Source organism: Psychrobacter sp. Arc29 (assembly GCF_041431175.1).
Lineage (GTDB): Bacteria > Pseudomonadota > Gammaproteobacteria > Pseudomonadales > Moraxellaceae > Psychrobacter.
This window is the reverse complement of record NZ_JASMRR010000007.1, coordinates 78,701-104,287: the sequence shown is the minus strand read 5'-3', so window position 1 is coordinate 104,287 and position 25,587 is coordinate 78,701. Positions and strand designations below refer to the sequence as shown.

The 25,587-nt window shown below is 42.5% G+C and carries 21 protein-coding genes and 1 tRNA gene; 9 read left to right on the top strand and 13 right to left on the bottom strand.

Going from position 1 to position 25,587, the window contains the following annotated elements; all coding sequences use genetic code 11:
• Window positions 1-19: 19 nt before the first annotated feature.
• The 9 genes from trpB to QO189_RS10600 all read left to right on the top strand — a co-directional run bounded on the left by trpB (window position 20) and on the right by QO189_RS10600 (window position 11,383).
• Window positions 20-1,294, top strand: coding sequence for a tryptophan synthase subunit beta (gene trpB, locus QO189_RS10640; RefSeq protein ID WP_371532699.1), 1,275 nt, complete (start codon window positions 20-22; stop codon window positions 1,292-1,294).
• Window positions 1,295-1,453: 159 nt separating this feature from the next.
• Window positions 1,454-2,215, top strand: a complete 762-nt coding sequence (locus tag QO189_RS10635; protein ID WP_371532698.1) for a hypothetical protein — start codon at window positions 1,454-1,456, stop codon at window positions 2,213-2,215.
• 53 nt (window positions 2,216-2,268) lie between these two features.
• Window positions 2,269-3,093: a tryptophan synthase subunit alpha gene (gene trpA, locus QO189_RS10630; RefSeq protein ID WP_371532697.1), complete on the top strand. Its 825-nt coding sequence runs from the start codon at window positions 2,269-2,271 to the stop codon at window positions 3,091-3,093.
• A 485-nt stretch (window positions 3,094-3,578) separates the two neighbouring features.
• Window positions 3,579-4,523 (top strand): acetyl-CoA carboxylase, carboxyltransferase subunit beta, encoded by a 945-nt coding sequence (accD, locus tag QO189_RS10625; RefSeq protein WP_178379272.1) that lies wholly within the window; start codon window positions 3,579-3,581, stop codon window positions 4,521-4,523.
• A gap of 186 nt (window positions 4,524-4,709) precedes the next feature.
• A complete protein-coding gene (locus QO189_RS10620) occupies window positions 4,710-6,068 on the top strand; it encodes a folylpolyglutamate synthase/dihydrofolate synthase family protein (RefSeq protein ID WP_371532696.1) in 1,359 nt (452 codons plus the stop codon).
• Window positions 6,069-6,316: 248 nt separating this feature from the next.
• A complete protein-coding gene (locus QO189_RS10615; protein WP_371532695.1) occupies window positions 6,317-7,471 on the top strand; it encodes a LysM peptidoglycan-binding domain-containing protein in 1,155 nt (384 codons plus the stop codon).
• 292 nt (window positions 7,472-7,763) lie between these two features.
• Window positions 7,764-8,294 carry a DUF2726 domain-containing protein gene (locus tag QO189_RS10610; protein ID WP_371532694.1) on the top strand — a complete coding sequence of 177 codons (531 nt, stop codon included), beginning with the start codon at window positions 7,764-7,766 and terminating at the stop codon, window positions 8,292-8,294.
• Window positions 8,295-8,531: 237 nt separating this feature from the next.
• Window positions 8,532-9,986 carry a hypothetical protein gene (locus QO189_RS10605; RefSeq protein WP_371532693.1) on the top strand — a complete coding sequence of 485 codons (1,455 nt, stop codon included), beginning with the start codon at window positions 8,532-8,534 and terminating at the stop codon, window positions 9,984-9,986.
• Window positions 9,987-10,207: 221 nt separating this feature from the next.
• Entirely contained in the window at window positions 10,208-11,383 is a 1,176-nt protein-coding gene (locus QO189_RS10600) for a hypothetical protein (RefSeq protein ID WP_371532692.1), read from the top strand.
• Between the two features lie 34 nt (window positions 11,384-11,417).
• On the opposite strand, the gene QO189_RS10595 is transcribed toward QO189_RS10600, so the two are convergent.
• From QO189_RS10595 to QO189_RS10535, 13 genes are all read right to left on the bottom strand, one after another.
• Window positions 11,418-12,377: a DUF1853 family protein gene (locus QO189_RS10595; protein WP_371532691.1), complete on the bottom strand. Its 960-nt coding sequence runs from the start codon at window positions 12,375-12,377 to the stop codon at window positions 11,418-11,420.
• A gap of 384 nt (window positions 12,378-12,761) precedes the next feature.
• Complete coding sequence (locus QO189_RS10590; RefSeq protein WP_371532690.1) at window positions 12,762-13,772, bottom strand: hypothetical protein; 1,011 nt, start codon at window positions 13,770-13,772, stop codon at window positions 12,762-12,764.
• A 1,172-nt stretch (window positions 13,773-14,944) separates the two neighbouring features.
• Window positions 14,945-15,223, bottom strand: coding sequence for a hypothetical protein (locus tag QO189_RS10585; RefSeq protein WP_371532689.1), 279 nt, complete (start codon window positions 15,221-15,223; stop codon window positions 14,945-14,947).
• Between the two features lie 556 nt (window positions 15,224-15,779).
• A complete protein-coding gene (locus QO189_RS10580) occupies window positions 15,780-16,181 on the bottom strand; it encodes a hypothetical protein (RefSeq protein WP_371532688.1) in 402 nt (133 codons plus the stop codon).
• A 1,575-nt stretch (window positions 16,182-17,756) separates the two neighbouring features.
• The gene (locus QO189_RS10575) at window positions 17,757-20,297 is read right to left on the bottom strand and encodes a DUF927 domain-containing protein (RefSeq protein ID WP_371532687.1); all 2,541 of its coding nucleotides are present in this window, start codon (window positions 20,295-20,297) and stop codon (window positions 17,757-17,759) included.
• A 106-nt stretch (window positions 20,298-20,403) separates the two neighbouring features.
• On the bottom strand, window positions 20,404-20,793 hold the full coding sequence (locus QO189_RS10570; RefSeq protein ID WP_371532686.1) for a hypothetical protein: 390 nt from the start codon (window positions 20,791-20,793) through the stop codon (window positions 20,404-20,406).
• Window positions 20,786-21,316 (bottom strand): hypothetical protein, encoded by a 531-nt coding sequence (locus tag QO189_RS10565; protein WP_371532685.1) that lies wholly within the window; start codon window positions 21,314-21,316, stop codon window positions 20,786-20,788. Before QO189_RS10565 ends, QO189_RS10570 begins: the two co-directional genes overlap by 8 nt.
• Before the next feature lies 1 nt (window position 21,317).
• A complete protein-coding gene (locus QO189_RS10560) occupies window positions 21,318-21,830 on the bottom strand; it encodes a KilA-N domain-containing protein (protein WP_371532684.1) in 513 nt (170 codons plus the stop codon).
• Between the two features lie 2 nt (window positions 21,831-21,832).
• Window positions 21,833-22,075, bottom strand: coding sequence for a helix-turn-helix domain-containing protein (locus tag QO189_RS10555; RefSeq protein ID WP_371532683.1), 243 nt, complete (start codon window positions 22,073-22,075; stop codon window positions 21,833-21,835).
• A gap of 3 nt (window positions 22,076-22,078) precedes the next feature.
• Window positions 22,079-22,369 (bottom strand): helix-turn-helix transcriptional regulator, encoded by a 291-nt coding sequence (locus QO189_RS10550; protein WP_371532682.1) that lies wholly within the window; start codon window positions 22,367-22,369, stop codon window positions 22,079-22,081.
• 128 nt (window positions 22,370-22,497) lie between these two features.
• Window positions 22,498-23,907 carry a coiled-coil domain-containing protein gene (locus tag QO189_RS10545; RefSeq protein WP_371532681.1) on the bottom strand — a complete coding sequence of 470 codons (1,410 nt, stop codon included), beginning with the start codon at window positions 23,905-23,907 and terminating at the stop codon, window positions 22,498-22,500.
• Between the two features lie 122 nt (window positions 23,908-24,029).
• Complete coding sequence (locus QO189_RS10540) at window positions 24,030-25,271, bottom strand: tyrosine-type recombinase/integrase (RefSeq protein ID WP_371532680.1); 1,242 nt, start codon at window positions 25,269-25,271, stop codon at window positions 24,030-24,032.
• A gap of 163 nt (window positions 25,272-25,434) precedes the next feature.
• Window positions 25,435-25,511 (bottom strand) — tRNA-Pro (locus QO189_RS10535).
• Window positions 25,512-25,587 lie beyond the last annotated feature (76 nt).

Below are 25,587 nucleotides of genomic sequence, written 5' to 3'. Positions count from 1 at the left end.
TATTACAGTAGGAATTATCATGAGTCATGTCGCGAACAAAGATTTATCTACTACAGCACAATCTGTAAACACCTTTACCAATCCTGAAAACGTACAGGATTTTAACCAATACCCCGATGCACGCGGACATTTCGGCGTACATGGTGGACGCTTTGTCTCTGAGACGCTGATGGCGGCATTAGAAGAGCTTGAGACGCTTTATACCAAAGTCAAAGCAGATCCAGCGTTTTGGGAAGAGTATCATAACGATTTGGTTAATTATGTCGGTCGCCCAACGCCGCTGTATCATGCCAAACGACTAAGCGATGAGATTGGCGGTGCGCAAATTTACTTTAAGCGTGAAGACCTGAACCATACTGGCGCGCACAAAGTAAACAACACCATTGGTCAGGCATTGCTTGCCAAGATGTGTGGCAAAAAACGTATCATCGCTGAGACTGGCGCAGGACAGCATGGTGTCGCGACCGCAACGATTGCGGCACGCTTAGGGCTAGAGTGTATCGTCTATATGGGTGCTGACGATGTCGAGCGTCAAAAAATGAACGTCTATCGTATGCGCTTGCTTGGCGCGACAGTTGTGCCAGTCACTTCTGGCTCACGTACGCTAAAAGACGCAATGAACGAAGCGATGCGTGACTGGGTGACCAATGTCGATAGCACCTATTACATTATCGGTACTGTGGCAGGCCCGCATCCTTACCCGCTATTGGTTCGTGATTTCCAAGCGATTATTGGCAAAGAAGCACGCATTCAGCATTTAGAGAAAACAGGCAAAATGCCTGATGCATTGGTTGCCTGTGTCGGTGGTGGTTCAAACGCGATTGGTTTGTTCTTTGACTTCCTAAACGATACTGAAGTTAAGATGTATGGCGTCGAGGCAACAGGCGATGGTATCGAGTCAGGTCGTCATTCAGCACCATTGGCTGCTGGTCGTATCGGCGTGCTACATGGTAACCGTACCTACCTAATGGCAGATGATGATGGTCAAATCCAAGAGACGCATTCTATCTCAGCCGGTCTTGACTATCCTGGTGTTGGTCCAGAGCATAGCTTCTTGAAAGACATGAAGCGCGTTGAATATGTTGGCTGTACCGATTTGGAGGCGCTAGAAGGCTTCCATGAGTCCACGCGTAAAGAAGGCATCATCCCTGCGCTTGAGACTGCTCATGCCGTCGCTTATGCATTGAAACTGGCTAAAACCATGACACCTGATCAGACGATTATCGTTAATATGTCCGGTCGCGGGGATAAGGATCTGCATTCAGTAATGAAGGCAGAAGGGATTGAGATGTAGGAAGAATAGAGTAGTTTAGATGGTTGTATAAGAAAGTTTAGCAGCGTATTGATTCGATTAGGTATCATAAATCTCAATACGCTAATTGATAACCACTCTATAGAGTAGAGTGGTTATCAATATTGCTAGCTATTTTTTAATTATTGATAGTATACCTCCATGAATTTGAACCGCTTAATACCGAGTAAGCCTAGCCAGTTGAGCAAATATCCAGATCAAACGGTGCTAACAGCGCCAGTCACAATAAGTGTGGGTGTGCCTACTGAAACAGTCAGTTTTTGGCAGAGTTATGGTTTCTTTGTAGTTGTCATTGTATGGTCAGTGATTTATGTCTTTATGGCCGTTTGGGAGTTTTCGACAGGTTATGCGGTTACGACAATTGATGAAATTTTAAGAAGTATTATTGGGCTTTGGTCTTTTTTAACTATCCCCATGTTGTTTTTATTCCTGATGATATATTGGTTGCATCGTACCTACAGAGGTTTTGTCGTTCCAAATCCATGGGTTGCAAAGCGGTTGACTTGGAAGCATGTGCCAATCATGGTTATTAAAGAAGATAGCATTAGCTTTCTATCTAGCTTCTTTATATTTATTGATAAGCTACATCATGATCAGATAGTAAGCTTTGATGATGTTGAAAAGTTTTATCTAAATCAAAGTAGTCATTCTGGTATTGGTTTTTCGATAATATATAAAAAACAGCATGTTGCAGCTATGAAAAATAAAGATAAAAGACTTGAAGGCTTGTTAGCTCACAAAAAATTTACGTTATATGAGCATTACAATGTTTTGAATGGCCGGTATTATATTGATTTGCGTGAAATTCTAAATATTATGAATACTTTTCACAAGCAAAGAACTGATGGTATTAAATATTTGTCGCAAGATAACCACGATAATTTAATGGATATTGGCTGGTAAGAATACACTTATATAAGCTAAAAATTTATTTAACAAAATTATAAGAGAACATTATGACCAGAATTGAAAGCACTTTTGAAACCCTGAAATCACAAAATAAAAAAGCCCTGATTCCTTATGTGATGGCAGGCGATCCTAATCCTGCAACGACCGTCGGTCTATTGCACGACTTGGTCAAGCACGGCGCAGATATGATCGAAGTTGGCTTGCCATTCTCTGACCCGATGGCAGATGGCCCTGTGGTTGCGTTGGCTGGTGAGCGCGCATTAGCAGCGGGTACAAGTACTCGTGATGCACTAAAAATGGTCGCGGAGTTCCGTCAAACAGATACGCAGACGCCAATTATTTTAATGGGCTATCTTAATCCTGTTGAAATCATCGGCTACGACAACTTTGTGGCGCTATGTGAGCAGTCAGGCGTGGATGGCTTATTGATGGTAGATTTGCCACCAGCAGAGGCGGGTAGTTTCACTCAGCATTTAACCGACCATTCAATGAATGAGATTTTCTTGCTATCGCCAACGACGTTGCCTGAGCGCCGTGAGCAAGTATTGACTCATTGCGGCGGCTATATTTATTATGTGTCACTAAAGGGCGTGACTGGTTCAGCCACGCTAGATACAGACGATGTAGCAACTCAAGTCCAAGCAATCAAAGCAGAGACAGACTTGCCAGTATGCGTCGGCTTTGGTATTCGTGATGGCGCTTCTGCAAAAGCAATTGGTACTCATGCGGATGGTGTTATCGTGGGTAGTGCATTGGTACAGAATTTTGCAGATATTGATGCCAATGATGCCGATGCGGTAGCAAGTGCTCAGCAAAACATCATGGCAAAAATGGATGAGCTGCGTGCAGCATTAGACAGTCTGAGTGCTTAATACTCATTATCCTAGCATTGCCTTTATTGAGCTAACAGCTGCATGATGTTTTAAGTATCTCATTGAGGCGATTTGATAAAGGTGATAGTTATAAAGGCGATAGTTGATTTGAAGGGGTTATTTTGAGTAGTTGGCCTTGAATCGCGAAGTTAGATAACGGGAAGCAATGACTCAAAAACGTTACTGAAAGATGACGTTAAATGACTTTGCTAAATTTAGTTTACGAGTGTAAACTAACATGACTATTATATGGCGTCTGATAGCCGTGGTTTGTCAGTGACTAGTTTCAAAAAGCATTTGCCAAAAAGTCTCAACAAGCACATCATCTATCAACAAGCACCTAACCAAATGATCGACATGTAAGATTGATACATCAGCGTGTCGCATAACTGCTCATGTTATGACTGGGTTTGACGCTTTGTTTAGACAACCATTAAACTCTCAATGACAAGCGAATGAGCCAACTTGTCAATAAGCCTTTTATGATGGCAAATAATATGACTGATACAGCAACAAAACTCGATAATAATACTGCTAAAGCCGAGCCAAACAGCAACGCGGATAGGCAGTCATGGTTTAACCGTCCTATACCAGGTATCAAGCAGCAATTAACTGCGCAATTGACCGCGGTAGAGACTGAACCGTCGACCAAATGCAGCAATTGTCATTCTGTGATTACCAACACCGCACTGATTTTCAACTGCTACGTATGTCCGCACTGTGATCATCATTTACCAATGAGTGCTCGTGAGCGCTTAAATTGGTTGCTTGATCAAGTAGACGGCGAGACAGGGCAAGAATTCACTGCCAAAGATCCGCTGAGCTTTGTGGATAGCAAGCCATATCCTGCGCGTATGAGCGAAGCACAAGAAAAGACAGGCGAGAGTGAAGCATTAGTTGCCATGTATGGCAAGCTGCGTAACCTTGATATTGTCGCTTGTGCGTTTGATTTCCGTTTTATGGGCGGCTCGATGGGTTCAGTGGTTGGCGACCGTTTTGTACAAGCCGCTGAAAGAGCGCTTGAGCAAAAAGTACCGTTAGTGTGCTTCGCTGCTTCTGGCGGTGCGCGTATGCAAGAAGGTCTGTTATCATTGATGCAAATGGCACGCACGGCGGCAGCGATTGAACGTTTGAGAATCGCTGGCATCCCTTATATCGTGGTATTGACTAACCCTGTCTATGGCGGTGTGACTGCATCATTGGCCATGCTAGGTGATATCCATTTGGCAGAACCAAAAGCGATGATTGGCTTCGCTGGTAAGCGTGTAATCGAGCAGACCGTGCGTGAGACATTAGAAGAGCCGTTCCAACGTGCAGAGTTCTTGTTAGAGCATGGCGTCGTAGATGAAGTGGTGCATCGTCATCAACTGATCGATACCATCTATCGTTTGCTCGCAAAACTGTGCCACGTACCTAATGTAGATGCTTAATAAGATGTATGGCTCAGTATCATGAGTTAATTATTGAGTGCATAAACGCCTAGCAGCGTGCTAACATCTACTACATATGCAAGACCCTCTAATAGCATTTATCGTCATTGCACGGTAAATGCTATTTTTGGTTTTAGCCAACACATATATTTCTATTTCTTATCAAATTTCATATAGGTTTTATCCATGTCTGATCTTGTAGCGTCCAACTCTAGTAGCCCTAACGACAAAGTTGGTTTGGCCAGCTTGACCGAATGGCTAAATTATATGCAGCAAATACATGTGTCTGCGATAGATATGGGACTATCGCGTGTATTGCCTGTTGCCGAAGCGCTAGGAGTAGTACAGTCAGCCAAAGATGACGCTTATGTCTTCACTGTGGCAGGCACCAACGGTAAAGGCTCTACGACCGCTGTCATCGCCGAAATGTGTAAAGCCGCAGGTTACAAGACGGCACTATATCAATCGCCACACCTGAGTGTCTTTAATGAGCGCGTGCGTATCAATGGCGAGATGGTCAGCGATGAGACGCTGATTGATGCTTTTAGCAAAGTAGAAGCAGCACGTTTAGAGTGCGATTTGACCTTGTCATTCTTTGAGATGACAACGCTGGCAGCATTGCTCATATTTGCTGAGGCAGACTGTGATGTATGGGTATTAGAAGTCGGATTAGGCGGACGGTTAGATGTGGTCAATATTATTGATCCTGATATGGCAGTGATTACTAATATTGGTATCGATCATGTCGACTGGCTAGGTGACAATGTTGAGGACATCGGTCGCGAGAAAGCAGGTATATTGCGCCAAGGTATTTCTTTAATTTATGGTGCTACTGAGATGCCATCTAGCGTGCAGCACGCTATCGATAATGAGCAAGCGACTTGTTATCAAATTGGGCAAGACTTTAGCTACCGCGATATTGACTCAATGATTTGGCAATACAGTAATGCAGCGGTTACCTTACAACTACCACGTCCTGCGCTGTCCTTGACCAATACTGCCAATGCACTATCAGCGGTACTTGCAAGTCCATTGAGTGTCGATATCAGTGCCATCGAGCAGGCATTGCAAACCGTCAAACTGGCAGGGCGCTTTGATTATCGCGAAAGCCATCATCGCCATTGGTTGTTTGATGTGGCGCACAACGAGCAAGGCGTGGAATTTTTACTAGCGCAGTTATTGCCATTTTGGCAGCAGCATTTGAGTAAACACGGCAACCAAGCTGGTAGAGATCTTCCAAAACTCAAAATGTTGTTCTCTATGTTGGGTGATAAAGATATCGACAAAGTGGTACAACGTCTGACTCAAGCAGGCTTGCCGATTAGTGATTGGTTCATTGCTGAGATTGATTATCCTCGTGCCGCGAGTACCGAGCAGCTACAAGGCGTCTTAACTCAATATGTGGATAGCGCCAACATATATGAATTCGATAGCTTGCATGCAGCGACGTATGCGGTAATAGATGATAGTCAGCCACAAGATCTGATTGTCGTATGCGGTTCGTTTCATACGATTGGAGAGGCGCTTGCCGCACTTGCCGTATGATCATTTAAGTTAATGTGGCGCCTGTTTAGTGTTAATCTTAGTACTTGCCTGATAGCAGACAGCACGAAAAATATGCTTTATAATCAAAATGATTTGCAAGACTGGCATAAATGGGTCTGCATGAATTTTGAACACTGATGGCAGTAACTGGCGGTACGAGGTACTTATTAGCGCAATTATCTATATTGCTGTGAGACAGTCCCTGCGCCGCTCAATCAACCTTATTACCAACTAAGAGACGTAAACGGATGAACTTTTCGAGACAAGCCTTATTGGGCATTGGGATGATTCTAGGCGGTAGCGTGATGTTATACGCCATGGTGCAGCAGATTGGCGAGAGCAACCAGCCACAGCCAACATCAGCGATGATAGAGAAGCCAACGACCGAGCAAGAATCTCCGCAACCGCTAACGACTGACATCGAGACAGAAAAACGTATCCTTGCGCAAAAGCAAAAAGAACGTGCTGCTCGTGTTGCCGAGCAGGAGAGGCGCGCACAGGAGTTTTTGACAGAACAAGAAGTGGCTGAAGCAGAAGCGTTGGCCAAAGCCCGCGCTGAAAGTCAGCAGTATGTGCAAAACATTGCTGCGACGAGTGAGAAGACCGACGATTCAGCAGATGCAACCAACACGCAAAGTAATGTGACAAGCAAAGAAGTACAAGATGCTGATAAATTGATCAAAGCCGCGGATGATGCAGTGAATGAAGCCAAAGCCAAAGCAAAAGCAAAAAAGCAGGCGGAAGATGATCAGCAGCAGGCCAAAGCAAAACAAGAAAAAGCCGCTGCTGAAAAACTAGCAGAAAGTAAAAAAGAAGCAGAAGCAAAAAGACAAGCGGACGCTCAAGCTGCGGCCGGAAAAAAGAGAGAGGCAGCTGAAGCGGCTAAAAATGAACCACCAAAATCGCCCTCTGATTATCAAGTCAAAAAAGGCGATGGGCTGATTAAGCTTGCAAGACAGTACAATATACCTGTCGAAGTCTTGGCTCAAGCAAATAACATTTCACCATCGACCTCATTACAGCTAGGTCAAAACATTACCATACCATCGCGTAATCAAGTGCAACGTCTGGAGCGAGAAGCCGCTGCTGCCGAAAAAGCGGCTGAGGCTAAGCGAGACGCTCAGCAAAAGCTTCGTGAGGCTCGTCAAGAAGTGAAAGAAACCGATGCGAAAGGCAGCTTTGGGGTGCAAGTAGCGCTCGCAGATAATCAGGCCAAAGCAGATCAGTTAGCGACAAAATTCAAAGAGGCTGGATATCAAGTGAAGACCAGCCCTACCAGTCGCGGTGTACGCGTTATTGTCGGTCCTGAACGTGGAAAAGTCGCTGCATTGGCACTAAAAGATAAGATCAATAGTGATTCTAACGTCAATACGAACGGTGCTTGGGTACTTTACTGGCGTTAAGCTTTAGACTCGCAACTGTCGTCAGAGATTGATGGGTAGATAGATGAAATATTTTCTTTAGTGCTGACTTGAATTATTATTTAATGATTAAAACACGACATCTGCTGTCGTGTTTTTTGTTTTATCGTTTGCCGATTGGCGCAAGCTTGGTTACGATGAGCACCATTTTCATTACTCATTTTTGTATAACCTGTCAGCCTACAAAGGTTGCCCTGTGGTGATCAGCCAGTCGTTGACTCTTCAGAGTTGTGAGCGCTAGCCAGTCACTTGTTATATTGTATAAGGTAATATCATGTCATTTGGCGCTATATTTTTAATCTTGGCCGTTGGGTTTTTAGGGCTGATTACGTTACCAAAGCTATTGGCGAAACGTCCAGTCGCAGAGCCTGAACCAAAGCCTGTGCGCGGTGATGAGCTGGCTATCTGGCCATTTGCCCCAATGCCAATCATGACCGACACTGAGGTCATATTTTTTAATAAATTAAAAAATGCGCTACCGGAGTATCATATCTTCGTGCAAGTTCAGTTGTCACGAATCATTGAAGCCAATAGTGACGAGACATCGGAGCGCAGCTTTTGGTTCAATCGTATTTGTCGTCAGAGCGTTGATTATGTGATCGTGGATGTTGACGCTCAGACCACGCTAGTTGCCATCGAGCTTGATGACTGGACACATAGTAGTAAAGCACGGCAAAAGGCTGATGATAAAAAAGACAAAGCCCTTGCCAGTGCAGGCATCGCCATCGTTCGTTTTCACGCTGAGCGTATGCCTAGTGCCGATATGCTGAGATATGAGCTAATGCAGGTGATTGAGAGTTATTGATGACTTGTTTTCAGCAGAAAAATGAAATTAGCTGTGTTGCTCCCTTTTTTATTGTAACAATACTGTTATATCTGTTTACTTTATAGATAAATTATTCAAATAAGAGTATTATTGCTCCATTCAAAAGCAAACTTAAGTTTTCTATTATTTATCAGACTTCTTGACTGAGTTTGTTTTTAATTAGATCTAACTTTTGCTACTTCTACTCTTTGAAATATCTCTATAAAGGACTGTGCGATGAAATTTTTTAAATTGAGTACATTGGCGTTAGCGAGTGTATTAGCGTTAGCAGGCTGCGGTGATGATAGCAACGACTCTGTTGGCAACGGCGGCAATACACCAGATGTGCCTGTCAAGCCACCTGTTGATAATAGTCTATCGGAGCTTGACCAAGCAAAAGAGATGATTCGTACTGCCAAGTTATTCGTGAGTGACAACCAAGCAGTCACAGAGGCTTATGAAGGCGCAAGTGATATCCTCACCGACAATCAAAGCACGCGTCTTAATTATACGTTTCATATCCCAAGTGATTTGCAAGAGTATATGAAAGAACAAAATCTCTCAAAGCTTACCGCAGCGAATATTATGGCCTTGTCTAATGATCAAGCATTTGACACCTCGCTGGGTAACATCGTTCTGACACCAGAGTCAGACTTTGTGGCAACACTCAATGCGGATGGGCAGTTTGCTTTGACAGGTACGACCAAAGTGGATGTGCAAGAGTATAATTATATTTATAACCCAGCGACTAAAGTTTATGATGAAACCACGGCTATTGTAGATACTTTTACGACTGTATTTGATGGTTATGAAAATGCGCTAAGCTCTAATACAAGTACCTCTAACTTCAATGGCAGCTTAGGTTTTGAAAGCATTAAAATTGGTACTGGTATTGATGCGGTTGTTTTGAGTTCGAGTACCAAGGGCGCAACAGTTAGTGGACAATTTAGTGATAAAGTCGTGGTCAATGATGACTTTGATATGAATGATGTCAATGAAGCTGGCATTACACTAGAGAAGGCTGTTATCAAATTAGGTAGTCTAAAATTGTCTGCCAATGATAGTGCTATTGAAGCAAAGAATTTAGAGTTTGCAGCATTAGATATCAGTAGAAAGTTGGCAGATAATAGCTTATCCGTTAGAACGATACCTTATAAGATTGCAATAACAGGCAAGTTGACTAAGGCTAAGCCTGCTACAGATATAGAGATTACGCTTAACGCAACTGCTAACGATGATGATATAAAGAAATTTATCACTATTGATGGTGCGGATAATATCGAAGAAGCAGCAGACCAATATGTCGGTATGGAAATCGTATTGGCGATCAAAGGAAAGGTGACCAAAGAAAGCGCAACGATTATTCCGCTTGATTTCCAAGCCAACCTCAAGCGCACGGCTCGTAATATTATCGAATTACAAGGCCTCACAGCCAGCGTAGAAGGTAAAAAGTTATTTGTAAAAGGCCAATCTACTTTAGACAATAACTACGACGTAACTGGTACACAGTTTACAGTTGAACAAAATAAAGCGTCGATCACATTAAAGGTTGATGCTGACGGTGACTTCATCAAAGATAGTATGGGCAAGTTAGGCGATATCATGGTTAATGGTAAAGACTATGGCGATTTGATGGATAATGATGGCAAAATTACCGCTAAGTTTAATGACAATAGTTTAATAATTCTTTAATTGAGCTATGTTTATACCGCACTCTCAGATGTTTCTATTCATGATTGAGGTATAAAAAAGAAAAAAGAGACAGCACCAGCTGTCTCTTTTTTGTGCCCTTTGACAAATGTGAGAAACCAATGTCAACTTCTGCTTCAACTCTATGTCATTTGTTACCTGAAAACGTCGTATTATTTCTATATAAACGTATGAGGATGATTATTACACCAACGACTACCAGTATGATTGTATCTGCTATAGTATCTACCTCTGCGATTGCTCAAAGCAATAGGGTTGATAATGATGCCGGTGTGAATTTTTACCTCAATCCACAAACAATGAATTTCGTAGATGGTAACGCTGAAATAACAGATACGCAGAGTGCTTGGACAGTCATGGCCACTGCGCATAGCCCAGCTCAGCCTATATCTGAATTTTTGGACGACTGGGGTGCACCTTTAGATTCAGGTGACCATGCTTATGTACAAGGCCGAGCTTCTTTTGAGATTCGTCCTGCGAATAGTGCGATTAGCTATGGTTTAGGATGGCGTTATGATTATTTAATGAGCTTTAGTGAGCAGACTGCTAAGGTCTACTGGCAGTATGAAAACCAGCAGCCCCCAAGCACCAGTCAGACTTATCCTTTGTATTTAGAAGCTAAGCACAATGAAAGAGTAGGGGCTAATATTGGTTTTACTAAAAAGGTTTTGCCCAACTGGCAATTAACGACTCGTGCCAACATATGGCAAGGATTGCATGCTTTAGATGGCAAAATAGTAGGTGATTTGAGTACAATCGGACTACCAGCTAGTGAGGTAACAAATATACGCGACAGCTTAGATGAGACGCATGCTGATATCAATTATTATTATGATAAGCCCGCCTTAGGTGAAGAAAATCTGGGCTGGAACCCAAACAAGCCTTCAGGATATGGTTATTCGTTTGATTTGCAACTGAAAGGCGATCTATCCGAGAATACAAAATTATCTATTGATGCTTACGATGTACTTGGACGCATGTATTGGAAAGAGATGCCAAGTACCCGTTATACGTTGGATTACGATATCGATGGTCGACCTTTATATACCATAGAAGGGCAGCTTGATACTGATGATGTCACACAGACATTACCATGGCGGGTAGAGGGAAGTCTTCAGCACCAAATAAATAATCACTGGCAGCTTGGTCTACAAGGGCAAGTAAATGATATTCAGGATTTATACCAGCTATCGGCAGGTTATCAGACAGATTATCGTACTTATCCCATGACCATCACAGGACTCATAGAGCCGCAGACGCACGCACTGGGTCTGGCGCTAGACAGTCAATATGGTGGTATCAGATTACTGACAGATAGTCTCAATTGGGGCGAGGCTAAGCGCAGTGAAGTCAGCTTATACGGGCAGTATGCTTGGTAGCTATGATATAAACAAAATAGCAGCTTCGCTCAGACTATTCTTTTAGTTGGTCTAACTGTCTTGGATAAATGACAATATGTCTATTACCTTCAAAATATAAACCTGTCCTAGGTAACTCATTATCTGACCAAACTATCGGCTGCTGACGATCATCGTAAAAGCCGCGCTTGGTGAACCATTCAATATAATGCGCGGCTCGTAATGAAGCGGCGTCAATCGTCGCAAGAGCGGCTTTATCTCTCTTATCGCACCATTCATGTATCGGAAAGCTGGGCGTTAGCCAATGAGGCCACTCATAATCGCCAAGGTTGGTTGTGTTAATTGGTAGAAAGAATCGCCCTTTTATAACCCCATAGCGCTTGTCTATTTTGACCTGCCCGTGAGCTTCCGTATCTACCCACACCGCTCGAAACTGCTTGGTCTGCATGTGCGTCATTTTGCGCTGTAGATTGTCATTGGAGTTGATCCCCACCCAGTTCACAGGCTCAAAAGGCGCTGAACCCATAAAAAATTTAATGGCTAGCTCCCAATGCTCCACCAGACCTTTTGTGTGATTGTATAAAATCAAATCAAGCTCACCGACGGTCTGCTTACCATTGTACAGCTGCACATTGTTTGCTAGGGTCTCATACGGATGCAGCTTGCGCGCAAACCCATCCTCTAACCAAAATGATAGCAGTCCCTCAAAGTGAAAGCCTAGTCGATTGGGACTTGGGCGTTTGAGTAAATAGCGAGTCAGCTCTTGATAGGCGGCAGTGGTGTCTAGCTCTGTTAATCGTTGCTCGTACGCCTCAAACTGGGTTTGCCAAAATTGCGCGCTATGTACGTCAACCGTATGGGTGTTTTGATGCGGTGCAAAGTCTAGCCACTGCGTCAAGACATTGGGACATGCCAGCACGTACGCCAAATCACGCACATAGGGTCGGCGGTAACGTTCCCAAGGAGCGTTATCTATGAGGCAATTAGGTGTAGGCTGATTGATAGGCTCGGGCATAGGATAAACCAGTGTGAAGATGTACATTTACCCTAACGGCTCGCTCTATAAAAGTCTATAGATGACAAGTATCCGCTAGGGTAGTGTTCAGTTTGTTGGCGCTAAAATATGATATTAATGTGATAAATATGAATGCTGATATCAGGCGGTGACAGCAGGTAGGGTAATAGGATGCTGAATACTGTTTTGAATATTGGGAGTAGCCATTTTGATGGATTTCTGGATGCGTTGTGCGGTGGTTGGTTGTGCTGGGTCATGCTCATAGCTCCATATTGTGTATTGATCCGTAAAGATATTCTACGGCTTTCAACATAGGTCTATGGTATGTGGTAGTAAGGGGGGCTTATAAGGGTATATAGCGGTGATATACCCCTATTTTTTTAATTATATTTTTTCTGTGTCTATGCTTAGTTGCTGTACCTGTTTTATCCAATGACTTACGGGCTTTTCGGTTACTTTTGCATTAAGACTTATTGAGGAATTAACTATATTTTTATTGGTCGTTCCTTTGTGAGCTGAAATATCTAATTGCGCCTTGTGGAATAGGACATTTAATAAACGTGTGACAGCTGCTTGAGTTTTGGGGTTTAATTCCACATCATCAGCTGGTGTGTTTGCCAATTTAGCATTGGTTTTATTCAGCTCATCATTAAGTTTGGCTTTAAGTATTTCATTTTCGGTTTTAAGGTTTTTCACCTGTTCCATTAGTACTTTTACTTCGTCTTTCTGCTGTTCACTTTCAATAGCTAAGTCAAAATATTCTTGTTTACTATCAATAGTAGCTACAAACTGATTTTCTTTAGGAAGGAAGTCTTTAGTACTCATTAACACTAATTTATCAAACTTGATAACAAATTGATAAAAAAGACGTCCTATCAGATTTGGTACTGCCTCAATATTTATAAGATTTTTGTCTTTAACCTCTATTCTACTACTTACTACCAGCTCGTAAAGCTTCCTACCAATTAGGATTTTTTCATCTTCATATTTTTTGTGATCTATTTCATCAACTATCTTATGATTAGTAAAATCAGGACTGCCAAATTTATTGAAAATATCTAATTTGTTCAGGTCTTCTCTAATAAAGTACACATCGCTCAAGCGACCTACTAAATCTATTGGTATTTCTCTAGCATGATTCAAAGTTAATGGTAATTCTGTAATGTCTTTGAATAAGGAAAGAAATACTTCCTGTTGATTGTTAATAGGTAACACCTCAGCACTATCAACATCTATATAGTAGGCTATAGTAATATTATGAAATTTGTAATACTTGAGATAGTTAGCAACGTAGTAAGTGGTATATTCAGAAAAACAGCATAGAATATCAATAATATCTTCTAAGCATATATATTTATCAAACTTTCCTTCTTCTAAAGCAAAAATATAGTTCACAATACACACCTTTACACACCCTTAAATCAAAATAGGTGCAAGGCAGTGCCAGCCTAAAGGTGTGTGAACGGCTGTCTTTTGATTATTCATCATGCCTTGCAAGATTTTTATTATTGTTTGCTCAATAAAGTATCATACAATTACCAACCAAATTTAGCACAAAAAAAGCCAACCATTGAAAACAATGATTGGCTGTTCTACTTATCTAAAGAATATGACTTGTTAGTATTCATATATCCGATTATACCAATAGCGTTATTCGTAAGCTTAAGTTACAATATGATTAATTTATGTTAATAAAGTATAAAGTATGTTTTATGTGCCCTTGTAAGCAGTATTTCTATCTGAGAAGTATTCTTAAACCAATTTGAGAGACTATGTATGAGCATAATAAGCTTAGTTAAGGCTACATTATTCAGAGAAAAAACTAGATCTAAAAAGTATGATGAAGAAAAATCAGGTAATTCTTCGGTATGTATAGCTGCTAACATATTGAGGAATATGGCTCTTGATTGTTCTTGTGGAGAGATTGCTGTTTTTGTTGGACAGAGAGGATCAGTATATAGATGTGTTAGATGTAATAAAGAAACAGTAGGCCCCGTATATAATTTGGACCGTACTAATTGTATGGAATCGACGTCTGAATCAAATACGCCATTTTTTGATATGGATTTTTACAATGAGGCTATCATCTTATTGAGCAGCAACAGCAGAAAACGACCAACACTTAAGCAATGGAAGTACCGTTTAAAACATTGATTTGTACATTGTAAAGATGACAAGTTATTCGATGCATGCCAGTGCTTTAGAGTTCTATAGATTTTTGGGGATTATAAAAATAGTTTGGTTGCTTTCGCTTAACGCATCTGAAAACTGTCTTTAGCAAATGAAACGATAGAAACAAAGCTCATCTATTTTGTCGAATGATTCTAAATTCTTATGACAGTACTATGACGCTATGAGCTAATGATAGTAGGGATTGCATCTCTAATTTCTGTTTTATGATCAATAAAGGGTAGTAAAAATAACTCCTCTTTAGCCGCTTATAGGGTCATAAAAAAACGCCCAAAATAAAGGGCAGACGGTCTATGACTGTCTGCCCTAAATCTATGTTTGGTCGGAACGGCAGGAAGTAAAGTAAGGTCTGTATGCCTTTAAATATATAAGTTTGATTATTTTTTATATCGATGATACCAACCATAATACCAACAATCGTTTTTAATATCTCTTATCTCTTCTATTTTGATTGGCACAGCATATAACCATTGCATACCACTAGTACAATAAAAATAGCCATCTTTAAATGCTACGATATAAGCTGTAAAATCATTCCCTTCATTCTCCTCTATTGCTTGCTCGTCACTCTCATCACTAATAGCACACCATATTTTTTTATAGCCGCATTTTAGCATTGTACGAGTCAACTCACTGCCTCTTAGCTCTCTATGCATAAAACCTCCTTGTTTACTAACCATATGATCAAGTATTTAAATTTAGCAGGAAAAAGTTAGGTTTTATACTGGTTTCAGATAAATGGTGCACTAGCTTTTAAATAAAAAAACTGGAATATAGCAAAGGAGCACGTTGTCTTTTTTGGCTGTTTACTGCCTCACTTACTATTATTTTCACTATTTGCTGTTTCAACATTTCTCAATACGGTAGGGTGGTGTAATTGTTCAGGACTTCGCAAGCGGTGACCGCTGCCATATGCATATTTTTACTAGCGCGTAATTAAAAGTTTAGGGGTTGCTTTCTGTTTGCATGGGGTTGAATTGCTAATGACTGCACGCGCTCGCTAATGGCACTTAAATGTGTGCGTATTTCGTGCGTTTTCTTTGCATCTGCTAATTCACGCCATTGGCGGTTATTCCAGTTCTTGCTTCTTCAAAAACGTTTGCTTCTATCGCTATCCGTTTGCTGTATTGACTTGGCACTAAATAGAAATAGTAAGAAATAGGCTGTTCTGCTTCCTGTTTTCCTTGCTTCCACTTTTTCAGTAGGCAAGTTCTACATACCGCTTTCTGATCTAAAGTTATCTAATCGCGCTTTCGTTTTCTCACACCTATCTAGCCCCATTCTAATAGCTTCGGATAAATCAGCGTTAGGCTTGATAGCATTTTTTACAGTGGACTTTATACCGCTTTCATTTTGTCTTTGCTGAGCCAGTTTATTCAATGGTAACCCCACTTGCGACTCATCATTAGCCGTATCATCGGGGAAAAAACCAACCTCGTTCATACTGCAAGCAATATCACCAAACTGTGTAGTAAATGGGTATGGCTTAACATTGCCAAAAGTTGACCAATAAAACTCATTAACCCTTATGAAGTCATCAGTATCATCAAACGTGTCATCTATAGGTTGGCAAGCTGTCAGTGATAATAAGATTATAGGGATTAACTTGTTCATCTATTCGCCTGTTAGTGCCTGTTTAATAAACTATAGCTTAGCATGACCAATGAAAGGCGTACTTTAACTTTTTAACATGGCTTTAACCTACTATTAATCGCTGTAAGTCATGCGCCTACGTTACTTGTCGCAAAACTACCTTTAACCTCTTTTTGAAACGGTTTTTATTTTGTGCGTGTGAATAGGGGCGGTGTCCTATGGTTTGCCTGTTTAATCTCGATTTATAGCCCCCCTCGATACCTGTGCAGAAAGTCCCTTTTTATGGACTCAAGAAATTATTTTTATTGCCTTCTAAGATGTCCGAAAACTAGCCAGTATTGGTATAAGCTGCACCCGTGCGCGTACTGTTCGCAAAAGTCGCTCTTTTTATGGACTCCAAAAACTCATTTTTATAGTGCGTAAAAACCCCTGTAACTGGTGATTGCCTCGCGCGTGCGCGTACTGTTCCATAAACTCATTTTTAACGCTGCTTATGATGTTCGTAAATTACCCTTTGTATGGACTCCGAAAACTAGGTAAAGGCAAGGTTCAAGCCAGCATTGTGTGGTGTGTAATTTGGTTTTCAATGTGAGGTTTTGTGAGGTTCTACTATGTGAGGGTTCAGGTTTTATTAGGTTCTCAATGTTAGCATTTGTCAGCAATAACAGGTTTTGACAGGTACTAGCCTTGTGGTGATCTTGGGGTGGTCAGTGTTGCCAATGTTAACAAATGACAACATGCAAGGCGGTGCAAATTAATTTTGAATGTAAGGTTTTGACAGGTTCACTACTTCGTATTTTTATTTTGAATGTTGGGTTTTGTCAGCTTCTACGATGTCCAAAAACCTAGGGGAAACCTTAGGGTTTCTTTACACTATAAAAAGGGCTTGGCAGTGATCGCCTAACGTGTCCGAAAACTATGCTTCTCTATAATTTAATACGGCTATGGAATAGGGTTTTATCTGTGCGCCTTGTACTGTCTGCTCATGTGTCAATTATCTAATGCTGCTAAATGCTCACCTCGTATCATGTGGTATTAAAAGATAGGCTCAAAACTGAGCGCATCAATTTAGGTTTACAGCCCCTTGCTAATTTGACGCTAAAATCGCCTTTCACCCCATGATTAGTAAGCGTTTGCGATCCATTCACTTTTTGGCAGTTCGTAGCGGAATAGTTAACTTAAACCATGCTCAATACGCGCAAAACTGCACCTATCGCATTTTTGACGGCTCTATCCTGTTTTGGTTGCATCATGACGCTGTGGGCTAATGACAGCAAGGTATCACGCTAATAGTTACCCCATTGGGGGCTGGTGATCGGTAAAACGTGGTAAAAGTAATTGCACTGTTTGGCTGCGTGGTGATTATCTCCATACAGTTTTAAACCTTAACATAGCTTAACATGCTGCCACTGCTCAAACTGATCTCACAATAAGCATTAGGCACAAAAAAAGGCAGACGATAAACGCCCACCTTTGATTATTTTTATCTGCATCTACTTTTTTGCTTGGGACACTTGGGACAACGGGACAGCGCCCGTACTTACTGGCTTTCAGCTGTCCCAGCCCTTTTTTAGCCTTTGGGACACTTGGGACAGATTAACAAATTGAGCTATTTTGTCCCAGCTGTCCCAGTGGTGTTTTAACGCTTGGGACAGGTTCTAGCCCTTGCTGTGTATGGGTTGTCCCAGTTGTCCCAGCTGTCCCAGTGGTTTTTGTAGTTTCACAACTTAATATCTTACCTTTGACCGCATAAACACGCTGGCGGTTCTTTTTGAATGGTAAAGGCACTCTACACGTTTTACGGTCATTCTCAGTCACATTCAACAATTCAGCTTCATCTAATACTTGTAAGACTTTGCTTTTGTTAAATGGTGAACAGACTTCATCAAAGGTACTGGTAGAGAAATAATATTCCCCTGTGTCGTAATTGTGATAGCCAGCGCGGTTGGTTGTCTTAGGCTCAAAGTCTTGGTATGTGTGAATGTGGCAAGGCTGAAAACGACTTGATCCATGCTGTTCAATAAACGCCTTGATATGCTCTATGATTTGGCGCTGCTCATGCTCACCATCACGCCCGTAGTTATCAAGCCAATTATCTAAGCATGTCATGACGGCTGTCGTTGCTTGTCCTGCTTGCCAGCCTGTTATACCTGCCTGTGTTGCCAGCTCTCCAGCTGCGCCCACGATAGCGAACCGTTTAGCCACTCTATGTGCTTGTGCTGTCAGGTCGCTGTACTGGCTCATAAAGTCACTGACAAGCTGCCCAGCGTTGGCGGTGGTTGCTGCCTTGTCACTGGTGATATGTTCTAGCCATGCAATGCCAGCTGATCCATAGTAAGCGTGTGATAGTTCTTTGATCCTATCGGCTTGTGCTTCGCTTGTTTTTGCCAGTACCAAACTATCAAAGGTTTTTAACCCCTTGCCAGCATCAGCGTCTATATGCGCCACTCGAACCTCAATACCTGCATTCGTTTTCTGCCCTGCTTGCGCCATGAAGTTTTGTAGCGACTCCTCACCATTAGACAAAAAGATAATGCGCCATGTTTTGGCTATGCGATTGTGTCCCGTGGTGGTGCTGCGCCCTTTACCTTGACCATTAGCCAGCATGTAAACGGTTTTACCGACTATCTTGGGATCACATTCGCTGATCTCATCAAGTGGCAGAAAACTGTCATTGTGCTCGCTTGCTGTGCCTTCTAGGGCGTTGTCAGTGCTGCGCCATGTCTTAACATACCTGTCAGGGCTGCCCCATACACTAGCAGCCAATTTAAGCGATAGGGACTTGCCCATGCTCGATGAGCCTAAAAGGTGAAAACCGCCCCCGTCATATTCTAATAGCTCCAGTAATTGACCAGCAAACGCGCAAGCAATAGAGAAAACAAAACGGCTTTGCTCGGCTAGGGGTTTGCACAGCTTATCGCGCCATTGATCTAATGTGCCTTGCTGGGTTAGGGTGCTGTTAATACTGTTTGCAGACTGATAGACAATAAGCTGTTCACCATCGCTGCCTATGGCTCTGTCAGGTAAGATATATTGCTTATCATGCCAGCCCAACTTATCCACGCATAATGCCCGTTTGTGAATAGGGTAGTTTTGAATATAGGTATCTAAGTAGCTGCGCTGTTTGGGGTTGGTGGTAATGTTCAAGCCTTGACTAGCCAGCTCACGGCGGTATTCCCTTGCATCACCTTGTAGCAGTGATAACGGCATTGACCATGTATGCAATACGCTGTCATCATCACGCCATTGCAATAACCGCCCCCATGTACCGCTGCTTGTGTCCCGTGTCTTAGCGATAACCTCAAGCGGTGAACAAACAAACGCCTTAGACTTAAAAGTAATGTTTGCTGGGTCATCATCGTTATATTTCACGAAAAATAGCCCATCGTGGTAGAGCTCAAAACGCCCATCACTGTAGATCATTGGTTCATTCAGCTGGGGATCATCGCGCCATTCAGGATAATAGGCAGTGTCTTGTAAATTGATTAGCTGGGTGTCACTGTCTGCCAGTATCGCTTCATAGCTGTCATGCTGCATCATGGTGACGATATGAGCCACCGTAACCAATGCTTGCGCCTTTACACCTGCCAATAGGTTAATTAAGCCTTTATTATCAAGCGTCATAGGCACAATTACTTGTGATCCGCTGCTCCAGTGCTGCACCATCTTTTTAAGGCACTGCTTTGTTTTATGAGGGCTAACAATGATTGTCTTATCACTGCTCATTAGGTAGCTGTAAACATCAATACCGCTATCAAGGTCATTAAACGCTATTATCTCATTGGCTTTGTTTGGCTCACCAATGATGATAGCGCCATACCCTGTAGGATCAATGACAATAGGCTTGGCTTTGCTGTTTGGTGTGTAGAATACCGCGCCTACAATATCGCCTTGTTTATCGTGCAAACGTAAGGCTATCGTGCCAGCTGTCGGTACTATTTGCGCGTCATCTGTAGTAAGATTGTCGGTAATACTTAGCAAGCTGTCAGGCGGTAATAGCGCGATTAGCTTTGTCAAAGTAGGATCATCTGCCAGCCCTTGCCGTGTGGCTGCATCAAAACTATTTATTACCACTGGAAAGCCTGTGCTAGATGCACGGGCTTTTTCATGGGTGGCTGTTTGTGGTGTGGTGGTCATCTAGTCCCCCTTGCTTGCGACTGTTTAGGCTTGCGCGTGGCTCTGTACTTTTTGTAGTAGCTTTTGCGCTTGGCGTGCTTACGGCTTTGCTTCGGTGGGTAGGTTTTCATGATCTACCTACCTTGCTATAGCCAGTCATCACTAGGGGTTCGTTGAGGGTGTCTAATTGCGTGTCTAGTATCTCTGCCCATGTGCTAGTAGCATCATGTGCTAGACGCGCTAATGCTTCGGCTGTATGAGCCTGTATCTTGTCATAGTGAATAAGTGCCAGTAATTGACCAACATCATGTAGAGCGTCAGCTGCACCGCTAATGTCACAGGCAAGGTTTGATAAATCATGTGACGATATGATAATGACATCGGTATCATCAGGACTGGTTAAGTCGATAACATTACGTTGATTGGTTTGGACAATAGACAAGCCGTCATCTAAGCCTTTATTGGCTTGATTAGCTAGTGTTGTAGTGTTTGAGGTCGTGCTGATTGATTTACCCATGACGGATAACTCCTAATAAGTTTTGAGTGAATGCCACGCTATACGGTAAAAGTATAGGGTGACGGGTCTTACTCTCGGTCTTATTAGAAACCGCCCCGCATATTCGCCTTACGGCTATTTTATTTTGCAGCGTCAACCCGTCATAGTCGGTTAGCAAGTGATTTGCTATAGATATGATGGTTTGCCCCCTTGTGGCGCTTAGATACGCTTGTGGGGCTATGCTTGATAGTATAGTGACAGCTTGAGAGGCTGCGCTATTATCAGGCACAAAAAAAGCCAAAGGTTTACGACTTGGCAAGTCGCTAATAAGATTTGAGAGGTCTATATAGTAACCGCTGCTATCATCGGTTGCAATCGGTTTTGGTTGTACTTGCTGGCAAGCGATTAGTGAGAGTAGCAAGCCAATACCTGCCACCCATGCCATAAAGATGGTAAATCTAAGTAGAAAGCCACGTTTGCCTGTCTGTTTGCGACTGTGTGCCCCGTGGTGGGCTGTTAGATTGGGTTTGGTATCGTTTCTCATCTTACACGTCCTCCACGTCTAAAAGGCTGGGTTGCATCTGTTTTAGGGTGTTATCAATATCGTGCTGTATTTGTGGCTTGATCTGCTTACCAACCTTGCAAAGGAAACGACCTGCGCTAGTGAGTCCAGCATCAACAATATTAAGATCATGGCATAACTCATTGAGTCGCTGGCTAAGCTGATTTTGCTGATCGGCGATTGAGTGAAAAGCACGTATAACCAGTAGGTGAAAGCGTGGGCTGATCCACATGGCATAGCTATAAACAAGCTCATAGCATACAAATGTACCTTGTTGCTCTGAGTCACCACCTTGAATAACCTTGTAAGCTGTTGAATTTGTTCCGTTACTCATATCTGAGGAACGGTCTATTTCAGCAATTAAGCCCTTTGTGGTTTCTAATCGCATGAAGTTACTGGCTTGGTGCTTCTTTTTACTGCCACTAGCTCTATGTAGGTCATTGAGTGAGTAAAGCCCGTCTTTCATACCTATGTTGCTGTTTGAGATAGTAAGCATGATTACACCCCCTCTACGGTTTGCGGTGTCGGCTGATCTATCCAGTACCGCTTGAAGCGTTTGCCATTTTGCTTAATCATTTCATCTTGAATGATCACGCCATTGGCTCGTATCTCACTAATACGCTGAGCCAAACAAGTGATGGCGTATTCATCATAGGCTTGCATATTGGTGATAGTCTTACCTGCCATCAGGTGCGCCATAATGATTTGGCTATAGGTCTGCTTTGATTGCCGTGTCTGCATGACTTACACCTCGCTAGTGGTTGAGGTGTGGCTATTTAGCCATTGATGGACTTCGGCATAGCTCCATGCTGTCATGGTAGGTGATAGCTTTCTGCCAGCTGGGAAACGCCCGTCCTTGCTCCATTCAAACAAGGTGGTTTTGCTGAAGGGTAGGAACGGCAAAATGTCCTTTGCTCTGCCCATGCCAGTAGTAGGCAGTTGCATAGCTGGACTATTTGCGGTGGTTGGTTCGGTGTCGTTCGAGGTGTCACCAGTAAAGGGAATAACTGGAGTGTTTTGGGTGGGGTGTGTCATGTTCATATCTCCATGTCAGCTGTAGCGGTGTGCTACGGCTTTCAACATGGTTCTATGGTATGTGGTGATAAAGGGGTCAGATAAGGTCATATGACGGTCATATGCCCCTAAAACATGATGATATGACCCTATTTATTTAGATCTATGTCTAATTGATGCACCCTTTCTAGCCAGTTAGCTACAAAGTTTCTAGTAACTGGTGATTTGTGACTCCGTGATGCTGCTACAATTTGGTCGTTTGCTACACCCTTACCTTTGGGTGGTGATAAATCATATCTATGTTCTTTTAGAATAGCGTAAAGCATATGAGTAACTTTTGCTTGTGAATTGGGTGCTAACTCTTTGTCATCAGCTGGCTTGTCAGCCAATGCTGCATTAGCTTTGTTTAACTGCTCTTTGAGTTCTGCACTATCAGCGTTTTCTTTCTCAAGCTGTGCTTCGAGTTCTTCTATCTTACTTTTATTCTGTCTATAAATCTCACTGGCTTTGTTTAATCTAGCGTTTAGCTTGTCATTATCAGCTTGGGTGCTTTCTAGTTTTGCGAGTAACTCACTATCATTCTGTGCTGGTGTATCACCTTGGCTTGCATTAGCAAGTGATGCTATATAGCTATTCAGTGCTCGCTTTGAAAACCTGATTTCCCCAGCATCAATATGTGTTAGCTTGAATTCTTCAGCGTCCTCAAGTCCTCGTGGCTTATCATTAAACAAGAATACATCGTCACCATCTACATATGCGGCGGTTTTCTTTTCAAGAACGCTATAAATCACAACCCCATCGTTTGGTAATCTCATATAATCATCATCACTACAAATTTCTTCTGCAAGTGATCTATACGTGAAATAGCCTGCTATAACTTCTGTGTAAAAACCATTATCGCTATCACCTCTAAAACTGCCAACATACCCATCAAAATAAAAGCAAGGGGTAATCAATTTTCGTCTTGCTATATCTCTTAATCTTACATAGTCATAATTATTATAATTAAGAAAACTTAATGTTTCGGTAAGCGTTAGATAGTCGTCCTCACGGTTTTTCTTATGCTGATTAACATCATAAGTTCGACCATACACATCATGGATAAGGTTTAGGGGCAATGCCCTATCTTGGTTTACATTCAATTCAGGGAACAAACTTTTAGGCATATCATCATTATGATAGTTTTTAATATATTCCTTAAGGTCTGCAATTTTAATCGTACGCCTTGGGTGTGCTATATGACCTACCGAAAAATCCGTTAGACTCTTAAAACCACTCTCTCCTCCATCTCTACCCATTTTTAGAAAGTTGTCCTCAAATGCTTGATGTAATACTAAGCACCTTGGTTCTACACAAGAGACATAAGGGTGAATAAACGTACCTCTTTGCAATCCATTGTCATCACCTTTAGGTTGGCATTGGCTTGCCTCAAACTCTAATTGGTCGTTAGGTATGCCACACCATATCAAAGCTGCTTCTAGCACTGTAAAATAATCATACCTGTTCTTTATATCATCACAATTATTGAACTGGTCGTAATAACTCTTATCTTTACTCACAATACACACCTTTACACACCCTTAAATCAAAGTAGGTGCAAGGCAGTGCCAGCCTAAAGGTGTGTGAACGGCTGGCTTTCGGGTAATTAGTCCTAGCCTTGCATGGTCGTTACAGCATGATATTAGCCATGCTTTTGTTTGTGTTGTTTGAAGTCTGCACGGATCACGTTGTCTAGCTTGCCAGCGTATGCGTTATCAATGAAGTTTGCCCAGTCGTTCATCATGTCTTTTCTATAGGGTAGATGCTGCGCTCCGTTGTATGCCTTGCTGATTTTGTTTTCTTTCTCATGTGCTAGCTGTAGCTCTATCGCTTCGTGCATGTATTCCTGTTCGTGTAGGGTAGTGCTGGCAAGTCCACGGAAGCCGTGCCCTGTCATACGTCCTTTATAACCCATGCGCCATAGGGCAGTGATAAAAGCATTGGTACTGTATGGCTTACGGGTTGAGGTATTAAAGAAAACGTATTGATCCGAAAAACCTAGCGCCTTGATCTGCTCCAGTAGTGCCATTGTTTGCGGTGCAAGTGGTACTAAGTGTGGTCTATCCATTTTCATTTTATCAGATGGTATGCGCCACAGCTTATTTTTGTAGTCTATCTCGCTCCACTCCATGAACCTAAGTTCTTGAGTACGCACAAACGTATAGCATAAAAACCATAACCCCAGCTTTACCAATAGATCACCATCATAGGCGTTAATGTCTTGAAGTAGTTTAGGTAGTTGCTGGCTGGTCACACGGCTGTGGTGCTTCACCTTATGCGGTTTTAGTGCTTCGGTTAGGTCAGTGGCTGGGTTGAGGTTGGTTAAGCCCTCACGTATGGCTTGTTTGAATATCTGCCCCGTTTGACGCATTGCACGCCTTGCCATATCAGCTGCGCCCCTCGCTTCGATAGCTTTACCGATAGCCAAAACATCAGGCGCGGTTATGTCCTCTATGTTCATGTGACCAATGACGGGTTTAATATCGCGCTGGTACTGTGAGTAATCACGGCTATAGGTGGTAGGGGCTATGTGTGCTTTGCGGTCATCATGCCAACGCTGGGCTATGGTATCGAACGCCCTTGATCCGTCATTGTCGGCTTGTGTCTTTTTCTTATCGTCTTTTGGGTTGATACCATCAGCTATAAGTCTTTTGATCTCAATATTGCGCTTGCGTGCATTTTGAAGGCTCATTACTGGGTAAGTGCCAATAGTGAGGGTTTGCTGCTTACCTTGCCAGCGGTAGGCGCTGATCCATGACTTCACGCCCGTATAACGAACCCATAATTGCAGCCCATTACCATCACTATGTTTATCAGGTCGCTTTGTATCAATCGAGGTGGGGCTAGGGGCTAGCTTGTTGATACTGGTATGGGTTAGGGGCATGGGTCTATCCTTTGTTGGTATTGTCCATGTTGGTATTGCTCGATACCAACAATAATACCAACATTCTATATGGAACGCCATACACCTACAAAGTAGTGAAAACCTGAAAAACGCCCAAAATAAAGGGCAGACGGTCTATGACGGTCTGCCCTAAATCTATGTTTGGTCGGAACGGCAGGATTTGAACCTGCGACCACTACACCCCCAGTGTAGTGCGCTACCAGACTGCGCTACGCCCCGAATGACTGACTATTTTACGCAAAATTATGTATATTGCAAGGGCTATTTATATCAGCCAAAATCTACAACACCATTC

Bases quoted from the DNA above. Each gene is read 5' to 3' on its own strand.
- trpB (WP_371532699.1), top strand. From the start codon at position 20: ATGAGTCATGTCGCGAACAAAGATTTATCTACTACAGCACAATCTGTA.
- QO189_RS10635 (WP_371532698.1), top strand. From the start codon at position 1,454: ATGAATTTGAACCGCTTAATACCGAGTAAGCCTAGCCAGTTGAGCAAA.
- trpA (WP_371532697.1), top strand. From the start codon at position 2,269: ATGACCAGAATTGAAAGCACTTTTGAAACCCTGAAATCACAAAATAAA.
- accD (WP_178379272.1), top strand. From the start codon at position 3,579: ATGGCAAATAATATGACTGATACAGCAACAAAACTCGATAATAATACT.
- QO189_RS10620 (WP_371532696.1), top strand. From the start codon at position 4,710: ATGTCTGATCTTGTAGCGTCCAACTCTAGTAGCCCTAACGACAAAGTT.
- QO189_RS10615 (WP_371532695.1), top strand. From the start codon at position 6,317: ATGAACTTTTCGAGACAAGCCTTATTGGGCATTGGGATGATTCTAGGC.
- QO189_RS10610 (WP_371532694.1), top strand. From the start codon at position 7,764: ATGTCATTTGGCGCTATATTTTTAATCTTGGCCGTTGGGTTTTTAGGG.
- QO189_RS10605 (WP_371532693.1), top strand. From the start codon at position 8,532: ATGAAATTTTTTAAATTGAGTACATTGGCGTTAGCGAGTGTATTAGCG.
- QO189_RS10600 (WP_371532692.1), top strand. From the start codon at position 10,208: ATGATTGTATCTGCTATAGTATCTACCTCTGCGATTGCTCAAAGCAAT.
- QO189_RS10595 (WP_371532691.1), bottom strand. From the start codon at position 12,377: ATGCCCGAGCCTATCAATCAGCCTACACCTAATTGCCTCATAGATAAC.
- QO189_RS10585 (WP_371532689.1), bottom strand. From the start codon at position 15,223: ATGCATAGAGAGCTAAGAGGCAGTGAGTTGACTCGTACAATGCTAAAA.
- QO189_RS10580 (WP_371532688.1), bottom strand. From the start codon at position 16,181: ATGAACAAGTTAATCCCTATAATCTTATTATCACTGACAGCTTGCCAA.
- QO189_RS10575 (WP_371532687.1), bottom strand. From the start codon at position 20,297: ATGACCACCACACCACAAACAGCCACCCATGAAAAAGCCCGTGCATCT.
- QO189_RS10570 (WP_371532686.1), bottom strand. From the start codon at position 20,793: ATGGGTAAATCAATCAGCACGACCTCAAACACTACAACACTAGCTAAT.
- QO189_RS10565 (WP_371532685.1), bottom strand. From the start codon at position 21,316: ATGAGAAACGATACCAAACCCAATCTAACAGCCCACCACGGGGCACAC.
- QO189_RS10560 (WP_371532684.1), bottom strand. From the start codon at position 21,830: ATGCTTACTATCTCAAACAGCAACATAGGTATGAAAGACGGGCTTTAC.
- QO189_RS10555 (WP_371532683.1), bottom strand. From the start codon at position 22,075: ATGCAGACACGGCAATCAAAGCAGACCTATAGCCAAATCATTATGGCG.
- QO189_RS10550 (WP_371532682.1), bottom strand. From the start codon at position 22,369: ATGACACACCCCACCCAAAACACTCCAGTTATTCCCTTTACTGGTGAC.
- QO189_RS10540 (WP_371532680.1), bottom strand. From the start codon at position 25,271: ATGCCCCTAACCCATACCAGTATCAACAAGCTAGCCCCTAGCCCCACC.